Source organism: Bacteroides caccae (genome assembly GCF_002222615.2).
GTDB classification, from domain to species: Bacteria; Bacteroidota; Bacteroidia; order Bacteroidales; family Bacteroidaceae; genus Bacteroides; species Bacteroides caccae.
Genome location: NZ_CP022412.2, coordinates 147,087 through 172,337, shown reverse-complemented (window position 1 = coordinate 172,337; position 25,251 = coordinate 147,087). Strand labels below are relative to the sequence as shown.

Sequence of the window (25,251 nt, the reverse complement as noted above, 5' to 3'; positions counted from 1 at the left end):
GGTGAGGTTCTAAAAAAGAAGTGCCGCTATCGTAAGACATAGCGGCACTTCTTTTTGGTAATAACTCTGTTATTTCCTGTACTTCTTTATATATTCGGAAGGAGATAAGCCGTATTCTGTTTTGAAGCATTTTCCGAAATAAGATATTTCATTAAAACCGCATCGATAAGAAACTTCGGTCACTGTATATTCTGTGTTTTGAAGCATATCTAGTGACGTTTTCAACCGTATGTCAAGGATGAGTTTACTGGGCGACATACCTGTTACGGCTTTGATTTTGCGATATACCTGTACGCGGCTCATACCGATTTCTTCACTGAACTGATCAATGGAGTAGGCAGGGTTTTCTATGTTTTTGTTTATTATTTCCATTACTTTTTTCATAAACTTTTCTTCCATGGCACTATAAACAGAAGTTTCTTTAGCTTTCTGTGGCTCTCTGTTGATTGATACCATTTCCGTTCCATATCGTTCTGCGAGTTTTTTCCGATTAATCAACAGGTTGGCAACACGTACAACCAACAATTCCGGATCGAATGGTTTCATGATATAATCGTCAGCTAACGATTCATAGCCTTCGCGCACTTGCGATGAAGTGACACGGGCTGTGAGCAATATGATCGGAATATGTGAAGTTACCATATTGTTTTTAGATAATCTTGTAAACTCAATACCGTCCATATATGGAGTCATAATGTCACTAATCACCAAATCAGGTATTTGTTTTTGTTCTATTTCATAGCCTTCTTTACAATTTACGGCAGTATAGATATTATAGTATTTGCTGAGTAATGATACCAGGTAATTACGTACATCCTCATTGTCTTCTATTATGAGCAGAGTCATTTCCTTGGGTGAAGTATTAGTCTGAGATATCTCGCAGGGATTGACATCTGTTGCAATAAGTGCTTCTACATCAGAATAAGCATGGGTGGATTTTACTATCTTGTCTTTGCTAAGTAGTTGGTTTTCGGTATAACTGTCTTTACCTAATGGGAGGGTGAAAGACACGGTCATTCCATGCCCTTCTTTATTATCTATCCAAATACGTCCGCCATGGAGCTCAATGATACTTTTTGTCAGATTCAGCCCAATTCCGCTTCCCAACACTTTCTCACCTGCCTGGAAGAAAGCTTCGAATATACGGGGCATCATATTGGCAGGGATTCCGGAGCCGCTATCTTCTACTTTAATCAAAAGAATCTTTCCTGCGGGGAGGCCCAAATTTTCAGGCTTCTGAATATCTTCAGTATTGGTTTCCATACTTGAGATGATAATATATCCACCGTTGGGAGTATGCTTTAAAGAGTTGGAGAGCAGGTTAAAGAAAACCTTTTCCAATAGAATGGCATCAAACCAAGTGTCTGTTGAGGAGGTCGTATCATTAAATTCGATAGATATGTTTTTCTTTTCGGCAACAGGCATAAATAGTTTGATGATTTCAGGTATGTAAGTACCTAGATTGTAATTGCTGACGTGAAGTTGCATTTTCCCGGCTTCCAGCTTGTGAAAGTCCATTAAACGGTTTACCAGCCATAATAAACGTTGGGAATTACGGTTGATCAGCTCCAATGGTTGGCGATATGCCGGAGGCATATCTTCTTTATGCAACAGGTCTGTGAGCGGAGCTATGATTAAAGTGAGCGGAGTACGTAGCTCATGTGAGAAATTGGTGAACATTTGTACACCCATATTGTGACTGATTTCAATATTCTGTTTCTCCATCTGTTTTAACTGAAGATCCATTTTCAGTTGTGCTTCCCGGGTTTTATAACGTATGAACAGCATAATCATGCTAATGGTGAATGCTAGATAGAACAAATACGCATACCATGTTTTCCATAGAGGAGGAGTGACTGTAATTGATAATGAAGCATTTCCATTGCTCCATATACCGTCATTATTGCAAGCTCTTACTTTAAAAACATACTTACCCGGCGGGATATTAGTATAGTTAACACTCCGTTCGTGTGTCGGTTCCGACCAACCCTTATCAAATCCTTCAAGCATATAGGAAAATTTATTGTTGGAGGCAAACACATAACTAAGTGCGGAGAATTTGATTGTGAATGAGGTTTGGTTGTATCTTAATTTGATTCTCTGATTTGAGATATTTACCCATTGGGCAGCTTTATTATCTTCCAGATAATCTGCCCAAATTCTCATTTTTGTAATGTATACGGGAGGTATAAATGTATTTCGTCTAATTAATTGGGGATTAAATGAAAGGAAATGATTATTTCCACCGACATAAAAAATGTTGGATGAACTTTTCAGGCAAGCGTGTAAATTGGTTTCCAGCAAAGAATATCCATTTTTATTATCCCAGTTAGTGAAAGTCTCTGATTTGGGGTCAAAACATGACATGCCTTTTAAAGTAGAAACCCATAATTTACCGTTATTATCGGCCACAATACTGTTGATAGCATTATTGGGAAGACCGTTCTCTTCATTATATATCGTGAAACTTTCTTTGATATTATTATATAATCCTATGCCTCCGCCATAAGTTCCTATCCATAAATTTTCCGATGCATCAGTATACAGCGTACTGACATGATTGCTTGGCAGGAATTGTTCCGGACTTTTTTCTTCACTACCGAAATGTTTTAATTCATGAGTCTGTGTGTGATAGCGATATAGACCGGCTGCACGAGTCCCCATCCATATATAAGGTCCTATAGCTTTTAAATCTTGTACATTGATGATAGAAAGTTCTGTGGCACGACCCTTTACTGGAAAAGACTCTTCCAATTGGTTGTTCTCCATGTGGTAACGTAGTATGGGGCTGTCTACTCCTAAAGCAATCCAATAAATATTATCAGTACCTTTGGCAATACGTCTTACTTGATTATAAGGAAAATCGGGTATTTCTTTTATTATGCGGCGGGTTTCCATATCATAGAGATATAGTCCGCAATAATAAATACTAATCCATAAAAGATGATCTCCTTCTTTCTGTATATACTTTACTTCATTGTTTGTTACCGAGCGTGGAACATGAAGCGGACAGTACTCATAACTTTCGTCTTTGGGATTGTAGATGATTAAACCACCGTCCGTGCCTAACCAAAGTTTCTCTTTATATTCCACTATGGCATTAATGTTTCCGATACTTTTCTGGAGCTTATATTCTGGTTTATGAGGAATAAAGAAATTACTGTATGGTGTGTACAAATTAACACCTCCTCCGTAAGTTCCGATCCATATATTATTTGCTTTATCCCTATATAGAGAGATGATGGTATTTTCACTCAAACCGCAGCTTTGTTCCCGTTGGTAATAATTGATAAGCCTGTTTGCTTGCCGGTCATAAATCAGCACTCCTTCACGTGTGGCAAGCATAAGATTTCCTTCCAACGTTTCTACAATGTAGTTGACTTGGGAGTTATTGAAATTTTTGCCGTTTTCCATTGTCAGGTTGGCATCTACAAGTTTACGGTTTTTACGGTCAAACCACTTAAGTCCTGAATCCCACATACCTACCCACAGGCGTTTATCATTGTCTTCATATAAAAAGTAGATTTTATGTTCATCACCGAATTGAAAACGCTCTGTAACATAGGTGACAGGATTCATGATGCACAATGTGTTGTTGATAAGATAGCAGATTTCATTTTGACTGTTTTGCATAAGCCAGAAGACAGAACCGTTGGTTGAAATGGGGATAAAATCATCAGTTTCCTTATTATACAGATTGAGTCCTTTCATGCTGCCTACCCAGATTCTTTTTTGGTTATCGCACAACAAGTGTTTGATGCAATTGTCCGATATAGTATACTGGTTCGCCGGATCATGAAAGTATTGAGTGAATGTATTTGAGGATACATCGTAGCGATTCAGTCCACTGTGAGTCCCTATCCATAGAACTCCGGGCGATTCTTCAATAATGGTGGTAACATCACTGCTGGATAGGGAGTGCGGCTGACCGTCGGCGCGAAAAACTTCGAACTCGGTACCATCAAACCGGTTCAGCCCATCCCGCGTGCAAAACCACATAACTCCGTTACTGTCTTCCAAACTACGTATAACGGTGTTTTGCGAGAGTCCGTTACTTACGTTATAGTTCTGAAACAATATGTTGTTGTCTTGCGCTCTGCAAATGGAAATAAACAGAAGAAAAATGATGAATGCAATGTTTTTCATGTCCTGATAGATATTTTTAGTAGAAGCAAATATAATTTGTTTGCAAGTAACTCGCAAACAAAATCGAGGCTGAAAACGAAAAACGTAACCTGTGTGATAGTAATGTAACCGGAGTAGGAATAAAGATACATGTATGGAAAAGATTGAAACATGATTTCTAATGGATTAAAATAAGGAGTGCTATTTTTGTAACATGAAAAACAAAGTGAAATGAATTATGAAAAACTCTTTTTTAATAGTTACTGCTACATTGCTTGTATCCGTGTTCTTTTCTTGTACAAAAGAAAGAGTGACAGCCGGTTCGGTTAATGAGGTTTATGAATTTCAGTCGGTAGATTCCACTTGGAAACTTTTGACTTTGCGTGAAAAGATAGGGCAGACAATGTTAATGCTACCTGATCGCAAGAAAGAATTGGATTTGGGAGACGGCTCATTGGACGTGTACTTCAAACGTTACCCGGTTACAGGTTATTTTATGGGGTGGAAGTTGTTTACAGGAGTTCCGGAGGAAGAGCGGGTTGATTTTGTGCGTAGTTCTGTCGAGGAATATCAAAAAGCATCAGAGCTTCCTTTATTGTTTCAACAGGATTATGAATCGGGAGTAGGACTTCAAGGGATGACTCCTTTTCCGAAAGAGATGGCACTGGGAGCCGCAAATTCTCCGGAATTAGCTTATAAATATGGTAAAAGTGTAGCATTAGAATGTCGTTCGTTGGGTATAAACTGGGTGTTACATCCTGTTGCAGATTTAAATATGAATCCATTGAATCCTATTGTAAATACACGTTCAGTTTCGGATAATCCGGAAAAAGCGGTTTGTTTGTTGTCCGAACAGATAAAGGGGTTGCAAGATAACTCTGTTGCCGCTACAATCAAACATTTTCCGGGAGATGGGGTTGATTATCGTGATCAGCATTTGATGACAACTGTCAATTCCTTGTCTGAAGAAATGTGGAAGCAATATCATGGAAAAGTGTTTGCCGAGTTGATTAAAAAAGGAGTTGCATGTATCATGCCCGGACATATAACTTTACCTTTCTATCAGAAAGAAAAGATAAATGGTTATCTGCCTCCGGCAACTTTATCCCATGAGCTATTAACCGGGTTATTGAAAAAAGAAATGCATTTTAACGGGGTTGTGGTATCGGACGCGATGACAATGGCAGGTTTCCGGGGCTGGTATAAAAATGATTTGGAAGGGCAAGTTGCCAGCTTTTTAGCCGGGGTAGATATATTGTTGTGGCCTTCTTACGAATACATGGATACGGTAGAAGTACGGATTCAACGTGGTGAAATTCCAATGGAACGGTTGGACGATGCTGTTCGCCGTGTTTGGGCAATGAAAGAACGTTTTGGGTTATTAAATAAAAACAGGGAGTTGATACGTCCTGTCTCAGCAGAAGAAAAAGCTGAAATACGGGAAGCTGCCAAAGAGATAACAGAGCGTTCCATAACTTTAGTACGGGATGAAGATCATAAGTTACCACTTTCTTTGGAAAAAGATAAAAAGCTGTTATTGGTGGCTGTAACTCCCGTAGCTCATAAAGGTAACGACCGTGACTTTAAGCGATTACAGAATTTGCGGGATGAGTTTGTGAAGAATGGTTTTGAGGTTGATTTCCGCCGTAATATACTTTATGAAGATCAAGGTTGGCAGGATAATGCGACTGAAGTGTATGATAAAGTAATCTTTCTGGTAGCACGGAATACTCATACTCCATTTGGCCCGCTCCAATTATGGGACGATGAGGCTCAGTCCGTATGGGCTGCCAATTCTATGGACAAAAGTAAAGTGATTGTTATTTCATTAGGTAGTCCTTACATTGGAAATGAATATTTTGAACGTGTCAAGACTTATATAAATACTTATTCGAATGATGCTTCCACTCATTCTGCTTTATTACGGATATTGTTGGGACAGCTTCCGTTCAAAGGTAAGTCACCGGTCAACTTGGAGCATAAACTGTTTACATTTTAATCATTATACTTATGAAGAAATTTTTATTTAGTGGAATTATAGCTTGTCTTATCGGGTTTTGTTTGAGTTGTACTACAACAGAAGACTCTGCAGGGTTACAGATGCGTGCAGGACTTCCTAATTTTAATTATAAGATACAAAAGAATGAACCCGTATCTGTCGTTTTTTTGGGTGGAAGTATAACAAATCATCAAGGATATAGAGTGCAGATTACTGATTGGCTCAAGCAACAATATAGTAATGTACAGTTTACGTCAATAAATTCCGGAATTGGTGGGACCGGATCCGATTTGGGTGTGTTCCGTACAGAACGGGACGTGTTGCAGTATCATCCGGATTTGGTATTTGTCGAATTTGCTGTGAATGATGCCAAAACTGACTCCTTGGTGATCGCTCATTCCATGGAAGGAATTGTGCGTAAGATCTGGCATCATAATCCGCATACGGATATATGTTTTCTCTATACGCTAAATGAACCAATGTTGGATGACTTGAAAGCAGGAAAGAATTACCGTTCTGTGCGGTATATGGAGACAGTAGCAGACTATTATGATATTCCGTCTGTTAATTTTGCCGATGATGTTCTGGAATTGTTGAATGAGGATAAGTTGGTTTTTAAAGGAGATTCAAAAAAGGAGTATAGTGGTAAGATTGTGTTTACGAATGATGGGACACATCCTACTTATGATGGCGGACATCCTATATATACAAAGACACTGAGCCGCTCCCTGTTACAAATGAACAAGGCGCAGGAAAAGGCACATGCATTGAAAGCTCCGTTGTATCCGGGTAATTATGAGAAAGCTAAAATGATTCCCGTAACAGAGTTTGAACATTCCGAAGGTTGGAAACTACTCTCGAAAGATGATAAAGCCTTTTCAAATTTTCAGGGAGACCAAAAAGCATTGCCGGTTGTTCTGGAATCCTCGGATTCGGAAGATTTTGTGAAAGTACATTTTAAGGGAATTCGAGTTGGGGTGTTTGACTTAATCGGACCTTCATCCGGAGGAATGACAGTAGAGATAGATCAGAATGATCCTTCCTATATCCGTAGGTTTGATAAATATTGCGGAGATCGTAATCGTACTAATTATTGTCTGTTTGAGTCCTTGAATGAAGAAGAACATACAATTATTATTCGTCCGGACAATAGACGTTTTGAGAAGGCGGAAATCTACAAGATGAATCCGAAGCGAATAAAGGAAACTGAATATTTCAATGAGTTTAATACCTATCTCGGCTATATTCTTTTAGTGGGTGATATTATACAAAATTAATGGTGCAAGACTGATGGTATAAGGCTGTTATTGTAGTCAAACTATAAATTAGATTACAATAATAGCCTTGTTCTTCAAATGGCATATATTTGTGGTCGGAATATACCGCTTATCAACTCTTTTTGAACCATTTGTAAACCCATTTGCCCACTTTCTCATAGTGTCGGGTTTCAGTATCGGTGTATAGCTTGGAGAAGAAAGAACTGTCCAGTGGTTCACCCGATTGATTGGGATATAACACAATCAGGCTATTATTAGAGAAATATTTTCCTAATTGTCTCGGCAATTTCTCAAACGAGTTGTCATAAGAAATCGTTCCGGGACGGGCGCTGATAATGACTAACAGATGGTCGTAGCTTACTTGCCCTGTCAGTACCAGTAAATCGTTCCAGTCCTCTAAAAGAGAGAAATCCGTCAGTACCTGTTTATGTCTTTTCTTTATCCACGTTTGCAGGCGGGCGGTTGTCTGTTCGTTTGCAAAGAAATGCACACGACATCCGAGCGTGCTTCCCATTCGGCAGAAATGCTCCAACCAACGTGGAAAGCCGGATTCATATTCCGCTTTCGGAGGGACGGCAATAACGATTCGCTTTATCGTATTGACCGGTATCAGGAATTTAGAGATAATAATCTCGCAATTTAATCCTTTCAGCAGGTTTCCGGCAAGCATTCCGAAATATGAATCAGTGATATTCGCTTTGCGGTGCAGCCCGGTGATGATACTCGTTACTTCATTCTCTTTCACAGAGTGGATGATGCCGGAAGCAATATTCAAGTCATAGCGGGTCAGCTGTTTCAGCGAAACATTGGCTGCTGTTGTTGTCATGGCCGCTTTTTCCAAGTAGCGTTTACTTCGCATTCTCAGGTTATCGGAAGTGCTGTCGTCGTTGATAACGTGCAGTGCCAGAAGATTGTCCTTTAGTTTCGTATCACGTATCACTAAAGAAAGGTTCATCATGTCTTCAATGGTGTCTGGATTGGCAAGAGATACCAAAATCTTTTCAGTTTCCGTTGAAGACTCTTTTCCCGGTTCCGAATCATCCATGGCCAGTTTCTTGGCCGCTCGTTCGGTTATCAGGGAACTGACTACGCAAGTAACGAGGATCAGCAGAACCGTCCCATTCAGTACATCATCATTCAACAGACGTTCGCCGCCGGGCAGGATAATATTATATCCGACCAATACCGCCGCCAATGTAGCTGCCGCCTGTGCATTACTCAATCCGTACATCATGTTTCGTTCGAGAACGGACATCCTGTATATCTTTTGCGTGAACCAGCAGGCAATCCACTTGCCCGTCAGTGCCATTACAATCATTACGGCGGCCACCTTCAGCGCATCTCCGTGTCCGAAGATAACACGCAGGTTGATCAACATTCCCACTCCGATAAGAAAGTAAGGAATGAAAAGCGCATTCCCGACGAACTCCAGATGATTCATCAACGGAGAAACGTGTGGAATGAGTCGGTTCAGTACCAATCCTGCGAGGAAAGCCCCCAAAATTCCTTCCATTCCTACGAACTCCATGAGTCCTGCTCCAAGAAAGACCATGGCAAGGACGAAAATGAACTGCATCACATGGTCATTGTAGCGGTGAAAGAACCAGCGGCCGATACGCGGGAAGAAATAGATAATTAGTCCACCCAGGAAAATCACTTTTACTACCAGCCATAACCAGAAGAAACCACCGGTCTCTCCTTTGAACAAACCGCCTATGACAGCCAACACCAACAATGTGAGTGTGTCCGTCACTGCCGTTCCTCCTACCGCAATGCTTACGCTACGATGACGTGACACCCCGAAACGGGTGACAATGGGATAAGCCACCAGGGTATGTGAGGCATACATACTGGCTAGCAGTACGGATGTGATTACACCATATTTCAGATAAGACACATTGGCAACGAATCCGATTCCGATAGGTACAATAAAAGCGAGCAGCCCCAGGACTAACGCCTTGTTCCGTGTCTCTTTGAAATCTCCCATGTTCATTTCCAGACCGGCCAGGAACATGATATAATACAGTCCCACTTTTCCGAATAATTCGAAACTGCTGTCGCGTGCCAGAATGTTGAATCCATGTTCACCCACAGCCAGTCCCGCCAGAATCATACCGATGATATGCGGGATGCGCAACTTGTTCAATAAAATAGGGGCAAACAGTATAATGAGAAGTACAAGGAGAAATATCCATGTAGGGTCGGTAATAGGGAATGTTAAATCAAGGCCAATCCAATCCATAATTTGATGATTTCGTGATATCTGTTGCGCAAAATAACTTAAAAAAATACTATAAAGAAAACGTTTGCCGGTAAAATATTGTTTTACGGGCAATCTTATTTCTTTTCAGTTCTGGAAATCTTTTTACTTCTCCTGTGACATTGGGCAACAATGTGTGGGTTGGAGGAAACTCCAACATTCTGCCCGGCGTCACAATCGGTACTGGAATATCAATGCCAATATCTTCGTGAGCGATTATGACACGATGAAGGTGATTTTTACAAACAAGCTTTTCGGGGAAGAAGCCGGACAAGTGCCGGAAAACGCCGAATGCTGGAAAATGTTGAATGCGGGGTTAGGGGATGTATGTAAGCATTGTCCGTCAACCATGTTGTATGGAACAATAGCGGTGAAAGAAAATGCATACAATAGATGTTAGTGATGATTTTACTCTCATACTCTCATAGATAGCTTCAATCCCTTTATACATCGTTGTTTGCGGCTATGAGAGTTAAGTTGGAGTAACCTGAGGGTAATTTTTACCCTCAGGTTACTAATTCCCACTATTTAATCTGTAACATGTTTATTATTAGTATAATAACCGTTTCCTGGTACATAAATCGGTTGCATCACTCCACCCTCATTTTTCAGTTTTCCTTCGTCACGTAGCCGCCGGATATGTCGCATTGCCGTGCTTCTTGTCATTCTGCAGAGGTCTTGGAAGTCACATCTCCGCATGAATGGGTGTGTTTGGAAGTATTTCGTCAGTTTCCGGTCTATTTCTTCGTTCGTCAGTTGGGAGAAGTCGAGCCCGCCTTTGAGACTTTTTACTTTCAGTATCCCAAATTCATTTTTCAATGTCTGATCGGCACGAAACTGGATCGCTTTCAATTTTACTTTGGTAGCCTTTCGTTTGGTATCTATCGTTACGGGTTCCGTACTGGTCAGGCAAGGGCGAAAATAACCGATACCGTCCAGATGTACTTGCCGTCCGTTTGCCAATTCCTGTCCCATGATATGTGAAAGGGCGTCGAGTACAGCTGTGACGTCCGTTTCTGTCAGCGAACAACGTTCTTGAATGCGTCGGCTCAATACGTCGGTTCCTATCGAACCGTTATATTTTAGACGTGGGTGCAGTGTCTTTTCTCCTTGTTCTTTGTCCGAAGGCTTGGGGTTTTCATACCAGTCAAATAATATTGCCATAGTTTCATGTTTTGTTTTAAAGTAACCGTTCTTGTTATGTATTCTCTTAGGTAGTTATACGTTAATGCTTAGAGTTTGTTTTGTTAAGCCTTAATGCTTCTCAGGGGCTCACTGCTGTGAATAAGATTGCTTACACTTGTTAACGTTTTTGTTTACAACTGATAGCTTGTTTGTTCACACTGGTGAGCTTCTGGTAACTATTAAGCAAAGATACATCAAATCTGAGTGTAATACAAATAAAATGCGGATATTAATCAGGAGAAATGCTTGCTTTCCGGAAGCTTATAGCGTATCTTTACAGGAATTAAAACAATAAATTCCGATTGTAGAAAATAGATAAAAATAGAATGAATATTACTTTTATCAGGCAAGATAGCGAGAGTGGAAAAGAAACTCTCAGTGTTTGTGAGGCAGGCACATTGTTCGACAAAATGAAAACGGAAACAAAATCGGGACACATTATGACTTTGCGCGAACTTATTGAGTCCGTTGGAACAGTTATTTCATTGTTATCCTAGTCCGTTGGATGAGGAAGCGGAAGAAAGGAAGTGGATGACTTCCATGCAGATATTGAACTATTTGCAGACAAAGACACGTGACAGGTTGGCTATCAATAAGGTGGCACAATTCGGACGCATGCTTCAAAAGCTGAGTATTCCTTCCCGAAAGTCTTATCGGGGGACACTTTATCATTTGGTAAGGATAGAGTGAGTGTCCTATTTGTTCAATTCGGTTTTCTGCACATTTTAGGGGGCGGTATCAAAGAGGAATTGTTTTTTATTTTGAGTCAGGTATTTTATAGGGATTAATAGTATTTTTCAATCCCGCCGAATCCTGTTATTCTTTTATTTTCTCTCGTTTTATTGATAAAGTTGTTTAATCGTTTTTCAAATTCTTCAGGCCGTTTCCTTGCTGCTTCAATGTAGGCAATTCGGATGCGTTTATATGTGTCGGAAAAAAGTTGATAATTGTTCCATACAGTTTTATCTTCTTTCAATCTGGCAATTATATCCTTTTTCGCCACTCTTTTCTATCTTTAAAATATTTTATTTCTATTGACATGGTAGCAGGTCATTCTTAGAGTTATTATCCGTCCCTCTGCTTTGGAAATAGGCAATAGATCTTTTTGAGTATTGAGGTAACTTCCGGAGTGAAATGATAGCCACATAGTCCTTATCAGCTTTGTGTTCCATAATTATACCTGTATTTGTTGTTCAATAGCACAAATATAGGCAATTGCGTATGATTCCCATTGCACGGTTCCGACATTTATTTTTTATTAAGAAGGAAATTATATCTTTATATCCACCCGTTCATACTTGTTATGTTTCCAAGGAATTTCCTACTTATTTCATACGATTCTCCTCTCTAAATTGTTTGGGAGTCATTCCTTTCATTTGTTTGAATGTTGAACTAAAATATCGGGGATAAGTAAAACCCACTTCACTGCTTATTTCATTTATGTTTAAATTTGTATTGGTAAGCAGTGAGATCGCTTTTTCGATACGTAATCTGTTTATATAGTCATTGACTCCCAAACCTGTTATAATTTTTATCTTGTTGTATAAAGAAGAACGGCTAATTGTCATGAGATCTGCCAATTGCTGGACGGAGAATTCTTCGTCAGATAGGTTTTCATGTATAATTATATTTATTTTTGTCATGAAATCCTCATCTGCTTTACTGTTTGTTAAAGTCTGGAGAGAAGTCGACTGGTTGATAGATATGTATTGATTGTGTATTTTCTCTCTATTTTTTAAAATATTTCCGATGACGATCTTTAGAGAGTCTAGATCAAATGGTTTGGGGATGTAAGCATCAGCTCCGGATTTATATCCGGTTGTTATCCCTGTCTGGTCATAACGTGCTGTTAACAGTATTACAGGGATATGGCTTATCTGGATGTTGTTTTTTATCTGACGGCATAATTCAAAACCATCCATTTGCGGCATCATCACGTCACTAATAATAATAGAAGGCTGTTTCTTCTGACAGATTTCTAAGGCAGAGACTGCATTGTCTGCCGCATAAACTTTCTTAAAGAACTCAGTTAAAGAACTTATGAGATATTCCCTTAACTCCTTTTCGTCCTCTACAATAAGCACAGTCTTTCCGGTACAATCGAAATGTGTATCTTGGATGCTAGAAGGGAGAGGAGAGCCTTTTTGCTGTAAATGGGCGGATTCTTCTTTTTTATTTGTATTGAGCAATGGCAGCTCCAAATAGAATGTAGCTCCTTTGTTTGTATTATTATAGGCCCTTATAAGCCCCCCGTGCATTTCCATTATTGTTTTGGCATAATATAATCCGAATCCACTTCCTCGCTCTTTGTGATTACCTTTGTGGAATTTAGTGAAGAGATTTGCCATATCCGAATCTTCTATACCGCTTCCTTCGTCTATAACAGATATTCTGACTGTGTTTTCAAGACGTTGCGTGCTTACTGTTATATTGCTGTTTGCCTTACTGAATTTTAGTGCATTCATCAGTAAGTTTGATAGTACTGTTTGACACTTTTGTTTGTCAAACCATACCTCCTCTATGTTGGGATCTATTTGTAATTGTATGCATATCTCTTTTTCTTTTGCCTCATTCATATAGTCTTTGATAACCTCGGTTACCCATTCGTTCAATTGAGTTTTTTGTATTTTCAATTTATTATAGTCTGCCTCCAAACTGCTCCAGTCCAACACCATATCTACTATTTCCCTCATGTGTTGTGCTTGGTTGAATAGTAGTTGTAATTGTGGTATCAGATGCTGAGGTAATCCTTGCATCTCACTTTTGTCCATGAGACGTTTTAGTGGGGCATAAATCAATGTTAAGGGAGTACGTAATTCGTGATTTATGTGAATGAGGAAATCTATCCTCTTTTCATTCAGATATTGTCTGTATTCTTTTAGTCTCTTTTGTATTTTTGCTTCCTTTTTTATATTAAAAATGAATATTCCTGCAATACCCCCTCCTATAAGGCTAATACAACATAATATTATAAACCAGTCTGTTTTATACCATGGTGGGGTAATATGGATATTTGTGAGAAGGATAGGAGTGGTATAATTTCCGTCTTTTGTCATACATGCTACTTCGATGCGGTATTTACCGGTAGATAGGTTGGAAAGATCCAATATCGGATTATATGATTCGATTATCTTATCAACATTTCCTTTTATGATATATCGGAATGGAACTCGCTGGAAAATATCTTTATTTTTAATATATACCCGTAGGGCGAGTGCATTATGTTCCCATGGAACTTTTATATTTTGGGTGTCTATACCGGATGTATACGGTTGCCCGTTAAGTTCTATGCTGTAAAGTGCTATTTCCGGATCTGGTTCATTAGGCTCTGGGATGTCTGTGTTTATTCGGACCAGTCCTTCTATGCCACCAAAGTAAAGATATTGGCTGTTTTTTTCAGCCCGTTGTTGATAAGTAAATATTATTTCATTGGGATAAAATCCGTCGCTTCTGTTCCATTGAATAAATCTGTTTTCTTTTATGCAGTAAGAAAATAGTTGGTTTTGTGCACAGATCCATATCCTTTCTGAAGAAGGCTCATAACGGAGGGCGGTAATATCATTGAATAACTGTGACCTGATTTTAAAATATCTTTTCTCTTTTATATCATAATATCCCATTCCTGTTGTTGTTCCCACCCATATCTTATTTATTCCGTCGTAATCAATCGCACTGATAACTTCTTTCTCGTCCAATTGAAAAAGAAGATCAATGCTGTCATTCTTGTTAATGATTCGGAATACTTTGTTTCCATTCATTGCCAAGGATATCTTTTTGTCACAGTAGGCTATGACCGAGGCTTGTAATTGATAATTGTTCTCATTTTTGATTGGAGAGAATTTTTTATTATTTATATTATATACCCATAGCTCCTTACTAAGTATATATATTTTGTTTTCTGTCACTCGGTGAGCGCGTGGAAGATATCCGTAAAAGCACTGCCTGAAGTTAATACTGTCGTTTATTATCACAAACGGTCGATAAATACCTGTGTTTTTTTCAAACAGGAAAAGTCCCTTTGTGTAAACAGATACCATTAGTTCTTTTTCTGATACTGGGGCTATGGAAATCACTTTATCCCCATAGGTAGACGAGAAGTGCTTGAAGTTTCCCGTTTGAGGATCATACAAGTTTATTCCGCCTCCGTCCGTACCAATCCATAACTTTCCATTAGCTTCCTCGTAAAAACTCGTCACAGATTTTTCGCTCAATCCATTATTATATCCTAAAGGACAGTCTTTATAAGTACGTATGTAACTTTCTTTGATATTGAAAACTCCTCCTCTAACACTTCCCGCCCATAAACATTCGTTGCTATCCTTATATAATACAGTAATAGAATTGACAGGGAGTGAATTTTCATCTCCGGCAATATGATAGAGGTTAGAGAATTTTTCATTGCGTAGTTCCAGGCGATTTATTCCTCCGCCATCAGTTGCTAACCATAGATATCCTTTCTTTTCTATTATATCCAATACATAATTGTTTGTCAATCCGGAGTTGTTGCTCGTATATTGTTTTATAAGTTTTCCTGTTTTCTCATAACAAAACAGGCCTTGTCCCCAAAAAGATAAATATATGTATCCGTTTGAAGCCAGACATGCTCCTTGCAAAATATTGTTTGGACAAGAGAAAAAACGCTTTAATTGCATATTGGGGTAATTCAATATATATATTCCATCCCTTCTGGTGACGATTAGCACCTCCTTTGGGGAAACTGCTATAATTCTTTGTACCCTATATTTGGTAATGTCACTGTCCGTAGCACCTTTGGGGTTGATGCATACTGCTTTAAAAGAGCGTTTTTGGTAATCATATTTGTATATTCGATTCTCACTTCCGAAAAGTACTCCTCCATTTATGCATAAGGAAGAATAGATGATATCATGATTGAAGGGAATAAAATTCCCGTGTGTCTCATCATATCTAACCATACCTTGTCTGGTAGATATCCATATGTCGTTAAGGGAATCTTGGGTTAAATGTATAATGTGATTGCTTGGTAAGGAATATCTGTCGTTGGGGTGGCTTTTGAATATTTTCAGATTTTGTCCCGTATAAGAATTCAGACCATTTTTTGTTCCTATCCATAATTTCCCTTTCTTATCTAAAAGTATGGATTGGGCGGTAGATTGAGACAATCCTTCCGCTACGGAAATAGACGTAAACTGGTAATTTATGTCATGACCTGATGTAGATGATATGCAAAGTAGTGTTAATATTGCGAATATACCAAATAACCTGTACATTTTTATCTTTTCGTGTTGTTTAAAGCTGATTTTTTCTATTTAACAACGTATATACATAAAATGTTTATTAATTATTCTGTTTTTGATAAAAAAATGCAGTATTGGATGATATATGACTTTTTTTAAATGCTTTCTGACTATGTTTAGTTTTATGAGCTCTTTCTTTGCGCTTGTAAATAATAACCCCTAATTTATTAAATATGATTTTCTTTATTCCTTTGTTTATACCTCCGTAATTTGTGATGTTTTTGGAGTGGATATATGGTATTTGAACGCCTCTTGTTGATAGGTGTTTTAAACATGAAAAACATAAAAGAGTATGAAAAAGAGTTTTATTTTATTTGTTTTTCTTCTGTGTTCGATTGTAGTTGTGGCACAGAAGAAAAGTATTACGGGCATAATAACGGATACTGCGGGTGAGGCGGTCATTGGTGCCAGTATTGTGGAAGTTGGAACAACAAATGGCACTGTTTCTGACGTTGATGGTAATTTTACACTCTCGGTTTCTGATAATGCCAGTATACAGGTTTCATTCATAGGTTTTTCTTCCCAGACTTTGAGTGTGCAAGGAAAAATGAATTTTAAGATAATCTTAAAAGAAGACAGTGAGCTTTTGCAGGAAGTTGTTGTGACCGGTTATGGCGGAAAAGTTTCACGGGCAAAACTGACGAATTCTATATCGACTGTCAGTCCCCAGATATTAGAGAAGGGTATATATACAAATCCCTCTCAGGCACTGTCGGGTTCTGTTCCCGGTTTAAAGGTTTCTCTCACTTCGGGAAATCCTACTTCATCTCCTAAAGTTATATTACGTGGTGGAACGGAATTTGATGGTTCGGGAGGACCCCTGGTGATAGTGGACGGACAGCTTCGTGATAATTTTGATGATATCAATCCTCAGGATATTGCATCTATGGATGTTCTGAAGGATGCTGGGGCTACGGCCATATACGGTGCCCGTGCAAGTAATGGTGTAATTTTAATTACAACAAAATCTGGCCGGGCAGGACATCGGGAAATTAATTTCAGAGCAAATATAGGTCTCGGTTATGTAAATAATCCCTACGACTTTTTGGGCGCGGAAGACTATATTACAGTCCTTCGTACAGCCTATAAAAATACCCCGTGGGCAGCTACGGCAAATCTTACAGGTTCTACGCCTTTTGGTACGGGTAATAAGCTCGGTGCGAATATGGTGTGGAATATTATGGGGAAAACGGATGAAAATGCCTATCTTTTGGATATGGGCTGGCGAGAAATGCTGGATCCTTTGGACCCTTCTAAAACAATCATTTATAAAGGGACAAAACCAGAGGAATATAATCTTCGTAATCCGGTAGTGACACAGGATTATACGGTTAGTATGTCGGGGGGGAATGATAAAGGAACTTATTATGCAAGTTTGGGTTATAACGACTCCCCCGGAGCCCCTATCACTACCGAATATAAACGTTATAATTTCACATTCAACGGTTCGTACAAAATTGCAGATTGGTTGAAAACGACTTCCAATGCGACTTTCAGCCGGGCTAATTATGTATGGTTAAACAACGCCTGGGGGACGGAAAGTGATTATTTTGGTCGGGTGATGAGTACTCCTCCTACTGTCCGTTTTGAAGACGAGGACGGTAATCCGACATTGGGTCCTAGTCCCGGGGACGGTAATCAGACTTATGTTGCAAAAAGTTACGATCAGGATAATGAACGGACAAAGTTTACCCTTATACAGTCATTAGAAGCTAATTTATTCAAGGGATTGGTCTTGAGGGCTTCTGCTAGTTGGTATTATTTTCATACTGTACAAGAAAGTATGCGCAAGGACTATGAGACGGTTCCGGGGCAATGGAATCGAACTCGTTCAACTAGTGCAAGCTATTCTCGTCAGTTCTCTCAGACCTATAATGCTGTTCTAGATTATACGACTGTATTTTCTGCTGTTCATAATTTGAATATTATGTTTGGTAGTGAATTTTATGATCAGTATAATAACGGTTTCTCTGCATCCGGTTCTGGTGCTGCTACCGATGATTTTAAAGATTTAGGTCTGACCGATGCAGGTGAGGGTAAACGTCAGATAGATTCGAATCATAGTCGTTACCGTATTCTTTCTTATTTTGGACGCTTGAACTACGACTATGAGGGTAAATATTTGTTCTCCGGGGTATTTCGTTATGACGGTTATTCTTCTTTGCTGGGTAAGAATCGGTGGGGATTTTTTCCGGGAGTTTCCGGTGGCTGGGTTTTTACGAAAGAGGATTTTGTTAAGGAATCACTTCCTTTCCTCTATTATGGAAAGCTGAGGGCTAGTTACGGTTTGAACGGTAATGCCAGCGGAATCGGTCCATATACTCTTCAAGGTTCATATAATTCTAATAAATACCATGGCAACAATGGTTTTCTGATAGGTACTTTGCCTAATCCTTCTTTGCGTTGGGAAAAGACGGCCAGTTTTGATATAGGCTTGAATGTAGGACTCTTGGGAGGACGCTTGAATTTGGATATCGATTACTACAATCGTCTGACATCTGATAAGTATGCAGACTTCACCCTGCCTTCGACCACGGGATTCTCTTCTGTTAAGAACAATAATGGAAAATTACGTAATAGCGGAATCGAATTACAACTCTCTGGTAAGGTGTTGGATGTCAATGATTTTACTTGGGATGCTTCTTTTAATATAACTTATAATAAGAATAAGATTATAGCCCTTCCTGATAACGGGCAGGTACGAAACAGACAGAATGGACAGCAAGTGTATACCGGTCGGAAGGTTGTAAATCCGGGTACAGGTAAGTTGGAAGATGAGAAGGTGTATGTCGGAGGTTTTCAGGAGGGAATGGAGTATGGGATACTTGTCGGTTACCAGGCCGAGGGTATTTACAGAAGTGTTGATGATATTCCGGGAAATTTGGTTGTGACCTCGGGGAATATTCAAGGTAAATATCAATATGGCCCTGAAGCTTGGAATAAACTTTCTGATAATGAGCGGGCAAAAGGCATAGAGTTAAAACCTGGAGATGTGAAATGGAAGGATGTAAATGGAGATGGGGTGATTGACCAGTATGATCAGGTTGTAATAGGAAATACTACTCCTCGTTGGTATGGTGGTTTTAATACCACAATGTCTTGGAAGGGACTTAGTTTGTATGCCCGTTTTGACTTTGCGCTTGATTATTGGGTTTATGATGATAAGACTCCTTGGTTTTTAGGATGTATGCAGGGGACTTACAATACGACAAAGGATGTTTTTAATACATGGAGCGAAAGTAATCCAAACGCAAAATATCCCCGTTACGTATTTGCTGATCATGTGGGAGCTGCCAATTACTATCGTACCTCAACTTTATTTGCCTCTAAGGGTAACTATTTAGGGATTAGAGAATTGTCTTTGTCATATACTCTTCCTCAGGAATTGTCTAAAAGACTATATATGCAGAAACTGCAATTCTCAATAACGGGACAGAATTTGGGCTATTTAACTTCTGCCAGGACGGTAAGCCCGGAGATTTCGTCAGGATATCCCTTGCCACGTACCGTTATATTTGGCGTTAATGTTACATTTTAATAATTCGAAGTGAGATGAGAAATTTAAAATTTATACATATTATGGTGTTGAATATAGCTGCTATAGTGGCTACATCATGTGGGGATATGCTGGATCTCGCCCCGATAGATAATTATGGAAGTACCAGCTATTGGAAAACAGAATCCCAAGTCAGTGCATATATTGACGGTCTTCATAAACAATTGCGAGATATGGCGGAACAGCATATTATCACTTTTGGCGAATTAAGGGGCGGACATTATAAGGATGGCACAAGTGCAGATGGTCTGGCTATCTCTAGTGGGGAAATCCGTTTACAAAATCTGTCTAAGGAGACTCCCGGAGTTACCAAGTTTGGAAATATTTATGGCTGTATAACCAATATCAATCTTTTTATAGCTCGTGTAACTGATGCTAATTTCATTCCGGAAGCTAAAAAGAATTATTATCTTGGACAGGCGTATGGTCTTCGTGCCTTTTACTATTTTGATCTTTATAGAGTCTATGGTGGGGTACCAATTCGTCTTGGCGTGGAAGTTATCGATGGAGTGCTTGATCCGAATAAACTTTATTTGGGGAGAGCTAAACCAAGTGAAGTTATATCACAGATTAAAAAGGATTTGGAAACCTCCCTACAATATTTTGGAGAGAATTCTGATTTTAATTCATATGGACATGGTACCAAGGTGTATTGGTCAAAGGCGGCCACAGAATGTTTGGCTGGAGAGGTATATTTATGGAATTCCAAAGTAACTATTGGTGATAACAAAGCTACCGAATCGGATTTGTCAAAGGCCAAGAAGTACTTGAAAGATGTAGAGGGTAACTATGGACTTCAATTGCAACAAGATTTTAAACGTATATTCAGTGCTGATAACAAAGGTAATAGTGAGGTGATAATGGCTGTGTCTTATATGGAGGGTGAAGCAGAAAACTCCCTTTCTCGTGGATATACCTATTCTCTTGTTTCCGGGACGACTAATAAAGATAGTTTTAGAGAAAATGGAACGCCATGGGATGATGCGCTTGATATACAGAATAATGGTCAACAGAAATATGAGTATAAACTTTCGCTTTATAATAGTTTTGAAAAAGGTGATACTCGTTGTGACGCCACATTTATGCCTTCATATCGGAAAAAGGAAAGTGGAGAATTGTATGTATATGGTACTCATGTATGTAAAAATTTGGGCTCTCTCAATGCTCAGGGAAATAGAGTCTATGATGGTGATCTTATTCTTTACCGTTTATCCTGGGTATATCTAGCATTAGCCGAGATTGCTAATATGGAGAGTGATAATGCAAATGTTGAGAAATATATAAATTTAGTCAGAAATAGGGCGTATAAGTCTGAGGTAGGTTCACATATATATAAGGCATCTGATTTTCTAACTAATGAATTAGCTATTTTACATGAAAAGGATAAGGAGTTTGTACAGGAAGGACAACGTTGGTGGGATTTGTGCCGCATGAAGAATGCAAAGGACGGTATTCCATTAGTGTTCTGTATAGAAGGTGATATTGATAATAAAGTTGCTATTCTTGATCAGAAGACTGAGGCATATAAAGTTTTATGGCCGTTGGATCAGAATATACTTGATAATGATTCGGCATTGGAGCAGACTCCTGGTTATGAATAGAAGAAGATATGACGAGAATATGTCCGGTTGGAAGGGAGGAGTTTCGTATTCCGGCTAGATATACTTTTATATCTGTTTATGGTAGTATAAAGATAATATAAAATAATACGAAGTTGAGTTATGAAAAAAAGTATAATACCCTTATTAGCAGTTTTATTTTTCGGATGTTCAAACGACTTTTCTGACAGTTCCATTGATGTGCTGCGATCAGAGAAAGAAGATTCCGTTGAAAGAGTGGATAAATCGTGGGTTCTGATTTTTTCAGATGAATTTAATATCGATGGGGCCGTTGACTCCAAGAAGTGGAATTATACTCCCAGGGGAGATGTTGCTCATGCCTATTATTATAAGCCGAATGATACATCCGTTGTTTGGTGTGAAGATGGTTTGTTGAATCTCAAGTTTATGAAGGATGAAACAGATCCCCGCGGATATAAATCTGGAAGTATACGCACTGATAGTGGAAAGTTTGATTTTACTTATGGTAAAGTAGAGATTAAAGCTAAGTTTTCATCAGGGAATGGTTCGTGGCCGGCTATATGGATGATGCCTGCCAGTTCAGAATACGGAGGATGGCCTGCAAGTGGTGAAATAGATATAATGGAGCATATAAAAGATTTAGATGTTGCTGTACAAACGGTACATACTACTGGTACGGAGCAAAAGACATATCCTTTTGGTCATTCAGGGTCTAAATTCAAGCAGGGTGAATGGAATATATGGGGAATAGAATGGAACGATAAGAAAATTGATTTTATGGTAAATGGAGAAGTTTGCGCAACCTATTATAACAAAGGTTTGGGCGCAGTACAATGGCCCTTTGATATTCCTTTCTTCTTGATATTGAATGTTGCAGGTGGAAAGGGAATGGCTGGTCCTATAAATGAGAAACATTTGCCTTTTACCATGCAAGTTGATTATGTGCGGGTATATCAGTGGAAATAGTCTTTTGTAAAATAGATTTATAGGGTCCTGAATGTACTCTATGATTTAGAATAATATTTATGGTGTAAAAGTTTGTTTTTGAGGTGACAGTGCCTGTCGAAGGGAGTTGTCAGCACTCTTGTGGTGACAACTCTTCTTTCGATGAGGTAATATTGTTTTTGAAGAAAGAATGGTTTTTTAATCTTTTTAATTTATAATCATATGAGATCAATTTTGTGCTATTTATTGTTTGCTATAGGTGGGACTGTTACTTATGTATGCGCAGAAGAAAAGGAGCAAATCGGATCGGATACACTTGAAAACATTTTATTTGTTGATGATTTTGATGCGAAATGTATTGTGCCCGATACAGCTATCTGGAAACTTTGTACGTATGCCAACAACGCCTGGTCACAGTATTTTAGGGGTGTGGATGGTTACGAAAATGTAAAGGTGGAGGAAGGCTATTTGAAGTTGAGGGCCTGTAAGGACAACGGGACTTATAAAAATGGCGGGGTGTTTTCCAAGATAGGTTTTCCCTGTGGTACACGTTTGGAAGTTAAGGCCAGATTAACCAAATTGGTTCGTGGAGGTTTTCCTGCTATCTGGCAAATGCCTATAGGAGCACCGGAATGGCCCAGAGGGGGAGAAATAGATCTTATGGAATGGGTACAAGGGAGTCCTAAGCAGATCTTTCAAACGGTACATACTTTTTATATAAATGGTGAAAATGGCTCTGCAGGAGTAACGAACAAGGAGGCTGATAAGAATTTTGATGTAACTAAAGATCATGTATATGCAGTGCAGCGGACTGAAAAGGAATTAATATTTTATGTCGACGGCAAAGAGACTTGGAAATATGAGAACCAACATTTGGATAAGGAGAAACTACAGTATCCATTTTGTGAATATCCCTTCAATATAATTCTGAATTTTTCATTGGGAGGTGAATTGAATGGTATGATGACATGGCCGGGAGAAATCCATGATGAAGATTTGCCGGGAGAAATGTGGGTTGACTGGGTGCGTGTTGTGTTGTTGGATAATAATAAAATCAATGAATGAATATCACTTCTGGAAAACGTGTTTCTAAGAAGGGGGAGATATGCTGAAATAGGTTCTTTATGTTATGTAATTATTTCTCCCGCTTGAATTATAGCCTAAACTATGAATCTCCAAATTATGAAGCCCCTATATAAATGATAGTTGTCTGATGCATAAAATATAATGTCGTTTATTTGTAACAGATTGAGATAGGAATTGCCTTCTTTTGCAAAGTGTTATACAATGTTTGATTTGGTATGAGATAGCTGATTACAATTAGTTCACTTTGCCGGATTAGTGTTTGTTGAATATGGAAAAGCAACAGAAAAATATGACTTTACGTAGAGGACCGTAGAATCGTGGTCGTGGGTAGGTCCCATTACAGCAGCTGAGAAAGACGTACATAAACATATATACTCACAATGGGTGATTTTATTTTGTATTGTAAATGAAAGTAGTAGTTAGTCAACTATATAGCTAAAGGTAGAATGTTGGGAATGATATATATTTCAGCCCCAATTCTGCTAATAATAAATTTAAATAAGAATTATGATGAAAAAGATTTTTGCAGGCTTATTGCTATCTGGTATTGCCATTTGCCATGTAAGTGGACAAACAGCTTTGGAAGGAAACAAATTTTCGGATAATTGGTCAATCGGTATTAATGTAGGTGGCGTGACCCCATTGACTCATCACTCGTTTTTTAAAAACATGCGTTCGGCAGTTGGAGTTCATGTAAGCAAGCATTTAACCCCTACCTTTGGATTAGGTTTTGAGGCAATGGGTTATTTTAATACAACAAAAAGTAAAACAGCATTTGATGAATCAAATGTAAGTTTGTTAGGATTGGTGAATTTAAATAATCTTTTTGGAGGTTATAACGGTATTCCAAGAAGTTTTGAGATTGAGGCTGTGGCTGGTATTGGCTGGATGCATTATTATGTTGGTAGAAACATGGGGGAAGATCAAAATGGTATGTCTACTAAGTTGGGATTAAATTTTAATTTTAATTTAGGGGAAAGTAAGGCGTGGACTCTAGCTCTCAAACCGGCTCTTGTATATGATATGAATTCTATGGGTACGAAACCTGTATATTTCCATTCGGGGCGTGCCGTGTGGGAGATTAGTGCAGGCTTCGTATATCATTTCAGATGTAGCAATGGTGAACACCATTTTACTAAAGTAAGACCTTACGACCAGTCTGAATTTGATGCATTAAATGCTCAAATAAATCAACTTCGTTCAGAACTTGAACGCAATGATAATGTATTGCAGGATGCTAACCAAAAAGTGATAGATTTAGAAACGGCTTTGGAAGAATACAAGAATCGAGAACCGAAAATTGTGAAAGATACGATTGACAATAGTAAAAAAACACTAGAGTCTGTGATTACTTTTCGTCAAGGTAGAATAACTATTGATAATTCTCAATTGCCTAATGTTGAACGGATTGCAATTTACTTGAGAAACCACAAAGAGGCAGGAGTTGTAATCAAGGGTTACGCTTCTCCGGAGGGTAGTGAAGAACTTAATGAGCGTATTGCGCGACAGCGTGCCGAGGTAGTTCAAAAGATGCTGGTTAATAAGTATGGGATTTCAAAGGAGCGAATTGTTGCTGAAGGACAGGGAATTGGCTATATGTTTGAGGAACCGGATTGGAACCGGGTAAGTATTTGTACTATTAATTCTAAATAAGAAGTGATAGAAAAATAGAAGATGTATAATAAATAGAAGCAGTTCTGCTTTATAATCATCAGACTTCCCCATTTATCGCAATAGTTTGTGTGGTGGGGGAGTTCCTTGTGCTTAGGAAGATATGTAAAATGAAGTAAGTATATTGAAAGATGATATTGCTTGTGGCTAAGTTAGGGCTATATGTGTCATGTAGGGAGCGAGAGTCGTTAATGGATGCAGATATATATTCCTTTTTAAGTATATGTTTATAGAATTACAGTTTTTGTTTGTAGTTTAAAAGTATGTGTCTTAAAAAAAACAAACATAGTA

Annotated in this window: 12 protein-coding genes and 3 pseudogenes; 9 read left to right on the top strand and 6 right to left on the bottom strand. The window is 38.7% G+C overall.

The window, feature by feature from the left end; all coding sequences use genetic code 11:
• Nucleotides 1-69 precede the first annotated feature (69 nt).
• Nucleotides 70-4,146, bottom strand: a complete 4,077-nt coding sequence (locus CGC64_RS00745) for a hybrid sensor histidine kinase/response regulator transcription factor (RefSeq protein WP_005678278.1) — start codon at nt 4,144-4,146, stop codon at nt 70-72.
• A gap of 217 nt (nt 4,147-4,363) precedes the next feature.
• Between CGC64_RS00745 and CGC64_RS00740 the strand changes: the two genes are divergently transcribed.
• Both CGC64_RS00740 and CGC64_RS00735 read left to right on the top strand, forming a co-directional pair.
• A complete protein-coding gene (locus CGC64_RS00740; RefSeq protein WP_005678279.1) occupies nt 4,364-6,124 on the top strand; it encodes a glycoside hydrolase family 3 protein in 1,761 nt (586 codons plus the stop codon).
• An 11-nt stretch (nt 6,125-6,135) separates the two neighbouring features.
• The gene (locus tag CGC64_RS00735) at nt 6,136-7,401 is read left to right on the top strand and encodes an SGNH/GDSL hydrolase family protein (RefSeq protein WP_005678280.1); all 1,266 of its coding nucleotides are present in this window, start codon (nt 6,136-6,138) and stop codon (nt 7,399-7,401) included.
• 112 nt (nt 7,402-7,513) lie between these two features.
• Here CGC64_RS00735 and CGC64_RS00730 read toward each other — a convergent pair whose 3' ends face one another.
• Nucleotides 7,514-9,643, bottom strand: coding sequence for a cation:proton antiporter (locus CGC64_RS00730; RefSeq protein WP_005678281.1), 2,130 nt, complete (start codon nt 9,641-9,643; stop codon nt 7,514-7,516).
• Nucleotides 9,644-9,812: 169 nt separating this feature from the next.
• Here CGC64_RS00730 and CGC64_RS00725 point away from each other — a divergent pair.
• A pseudogene (locus CGC64_RS00725) lies at nt 9,813-10,016 on the top strand (histidine kinase); the annotation flags it as partial.
• A gap of 173 nt (nt 10,017-10,189) precedes the next feature.
• Here the strand turns inward: CGC64_RS00725 and CGC64_RS00720 are convergent.
• Nucleotides 10,190-10,825, bottom strand: coding sequence for an HU family DNA-binding protein (locus CGC64_RS00720; RefSeq protein WP_005678283.1), 636 nt, complete (start codon nt 10,823-10,825; stop codon nt 10,190-10,192).
• Between the two features lie 483 nt (nt 10,826-11,308).
• Between CGC64_RS00720 and CGC64_RS00715 the strand changes: the two are divergent.
• Nucleotides 11,309-11,536, top strand: a pseudogene (locus CGC64_RS00715) (DUF3874 domain-containing protein); the annotation flags it as partial.
• Between the two features lie 94 nt (nt 11,537-11,630).
• Here the strand turns inward: CGC64_RS00715 and CGC64_RS00710 are convergent.
• From CGC64_RS00710 to CGC64_RS00705, 3 genes and pseudogenes are all read right to left on the bottom strand, one after another.
• Nucleotides 11,631-11,837, bottom strand: a pseudogene (locus CGC64_RS00710) (YdeI/OmpD-associated family protein); the annotation flags it as partial.
• Nucleotides 11,838-11,877: 40 nt separating this feature from the next.
• Complete coding sequence (locus CGC64_RS18730) at nt 11,878-12,018, bottom strand: hypothetical protein (RefSeq protein WP_005682599.1); 141 nt, start codon at nt 12,016-12,018, stop codon at nt 11,878-11,880.
• A gap of 153 nt (nt 12,019-12,171) precedes the next feature.
• A complete protein-coding gene (locus tag CGC64_RS00705; RefSeq protein WP_005678288.1) occupies nt 12,172-16,095 on the bottom strand; it encodes a response regulator in 3,924 nt (1,307 codons plus the stop codon).
• A 319-nt stretch (nt 16,096-16,414) separates the two neighbouring features.
• Between CGC64_RS00705 and CGC64_RS00700 the strand changes: the two genes are divergently transcribed.
• The 5 genes from CGC64_RS00700 to CGC64_RS00680 all read left to right on the top strand — a co-directional run bounded on the left by CGC64_RS00700 (nt 16,415) and on the right by CGC64_RS00680 (nt 24,942).
• Complete coding sequence (locus CGC64_RS00700; RefSeq protein WP_005678289.1) at nt 16,415-19,660, top strand: SusC/RagA family TonB-linked outer membrane protein; 3,246 nt, start codon at nt 16,415-16,417, stop codon at nt 19,658-19,660.
• 14 nt (nt 19,661-19,674) lie between these two features.
• Complete coding sequence (locus CGC64_RS00695; RefSeq protein WP_005678290.1) at nt 19,675-21,279, top strand: RagB/SusD family nutrient uptake outer membrane protein; 1,605 nt, start codon at nt 19,675-19,677, stop codon at nt 21,277-21,279.
• A gap of 120 nt (nt 21,280-21,399) precedes the next feature.
• A complete protein-coding gene (locus CGC64_RS00690; protein ID WP_005678291.1) occupies nt 21,400-22,224 on the top strand; it encodes a glycoside hydrolase family 16 protein in 825 nt (274 codons plus the stop codon).
• 201 nt (nt 22,225-22,425) lie between these two features.
• The gene (locus CGC64_RS00685) at nt 22,426-23,268 is read left to right on the top strand and encodes a glycoside hydrolase family 16 protein (protein ID WP_005678292.1); all 843 of its coding nucleotides are present in this window, start codon (nt 22,426-22,428) and stop codon (nt 23,266-23,268) included.
• A 531-nt stretch (nt 23,269-23,799) separates the two neighbouring features.
• On the top strand, nt 23,800-24,942 hold the full coding sequence (locus tag CGC64_RS00680; protein WP_032855310.1) for an OmpA family protein: 1,143 nt from the start codon (nt 23,800-23,802) through the stop codon (nt 24,940-24,942).
• Nucleotides 24,943-25,251 lie beyond the last annotated feature (309 nt).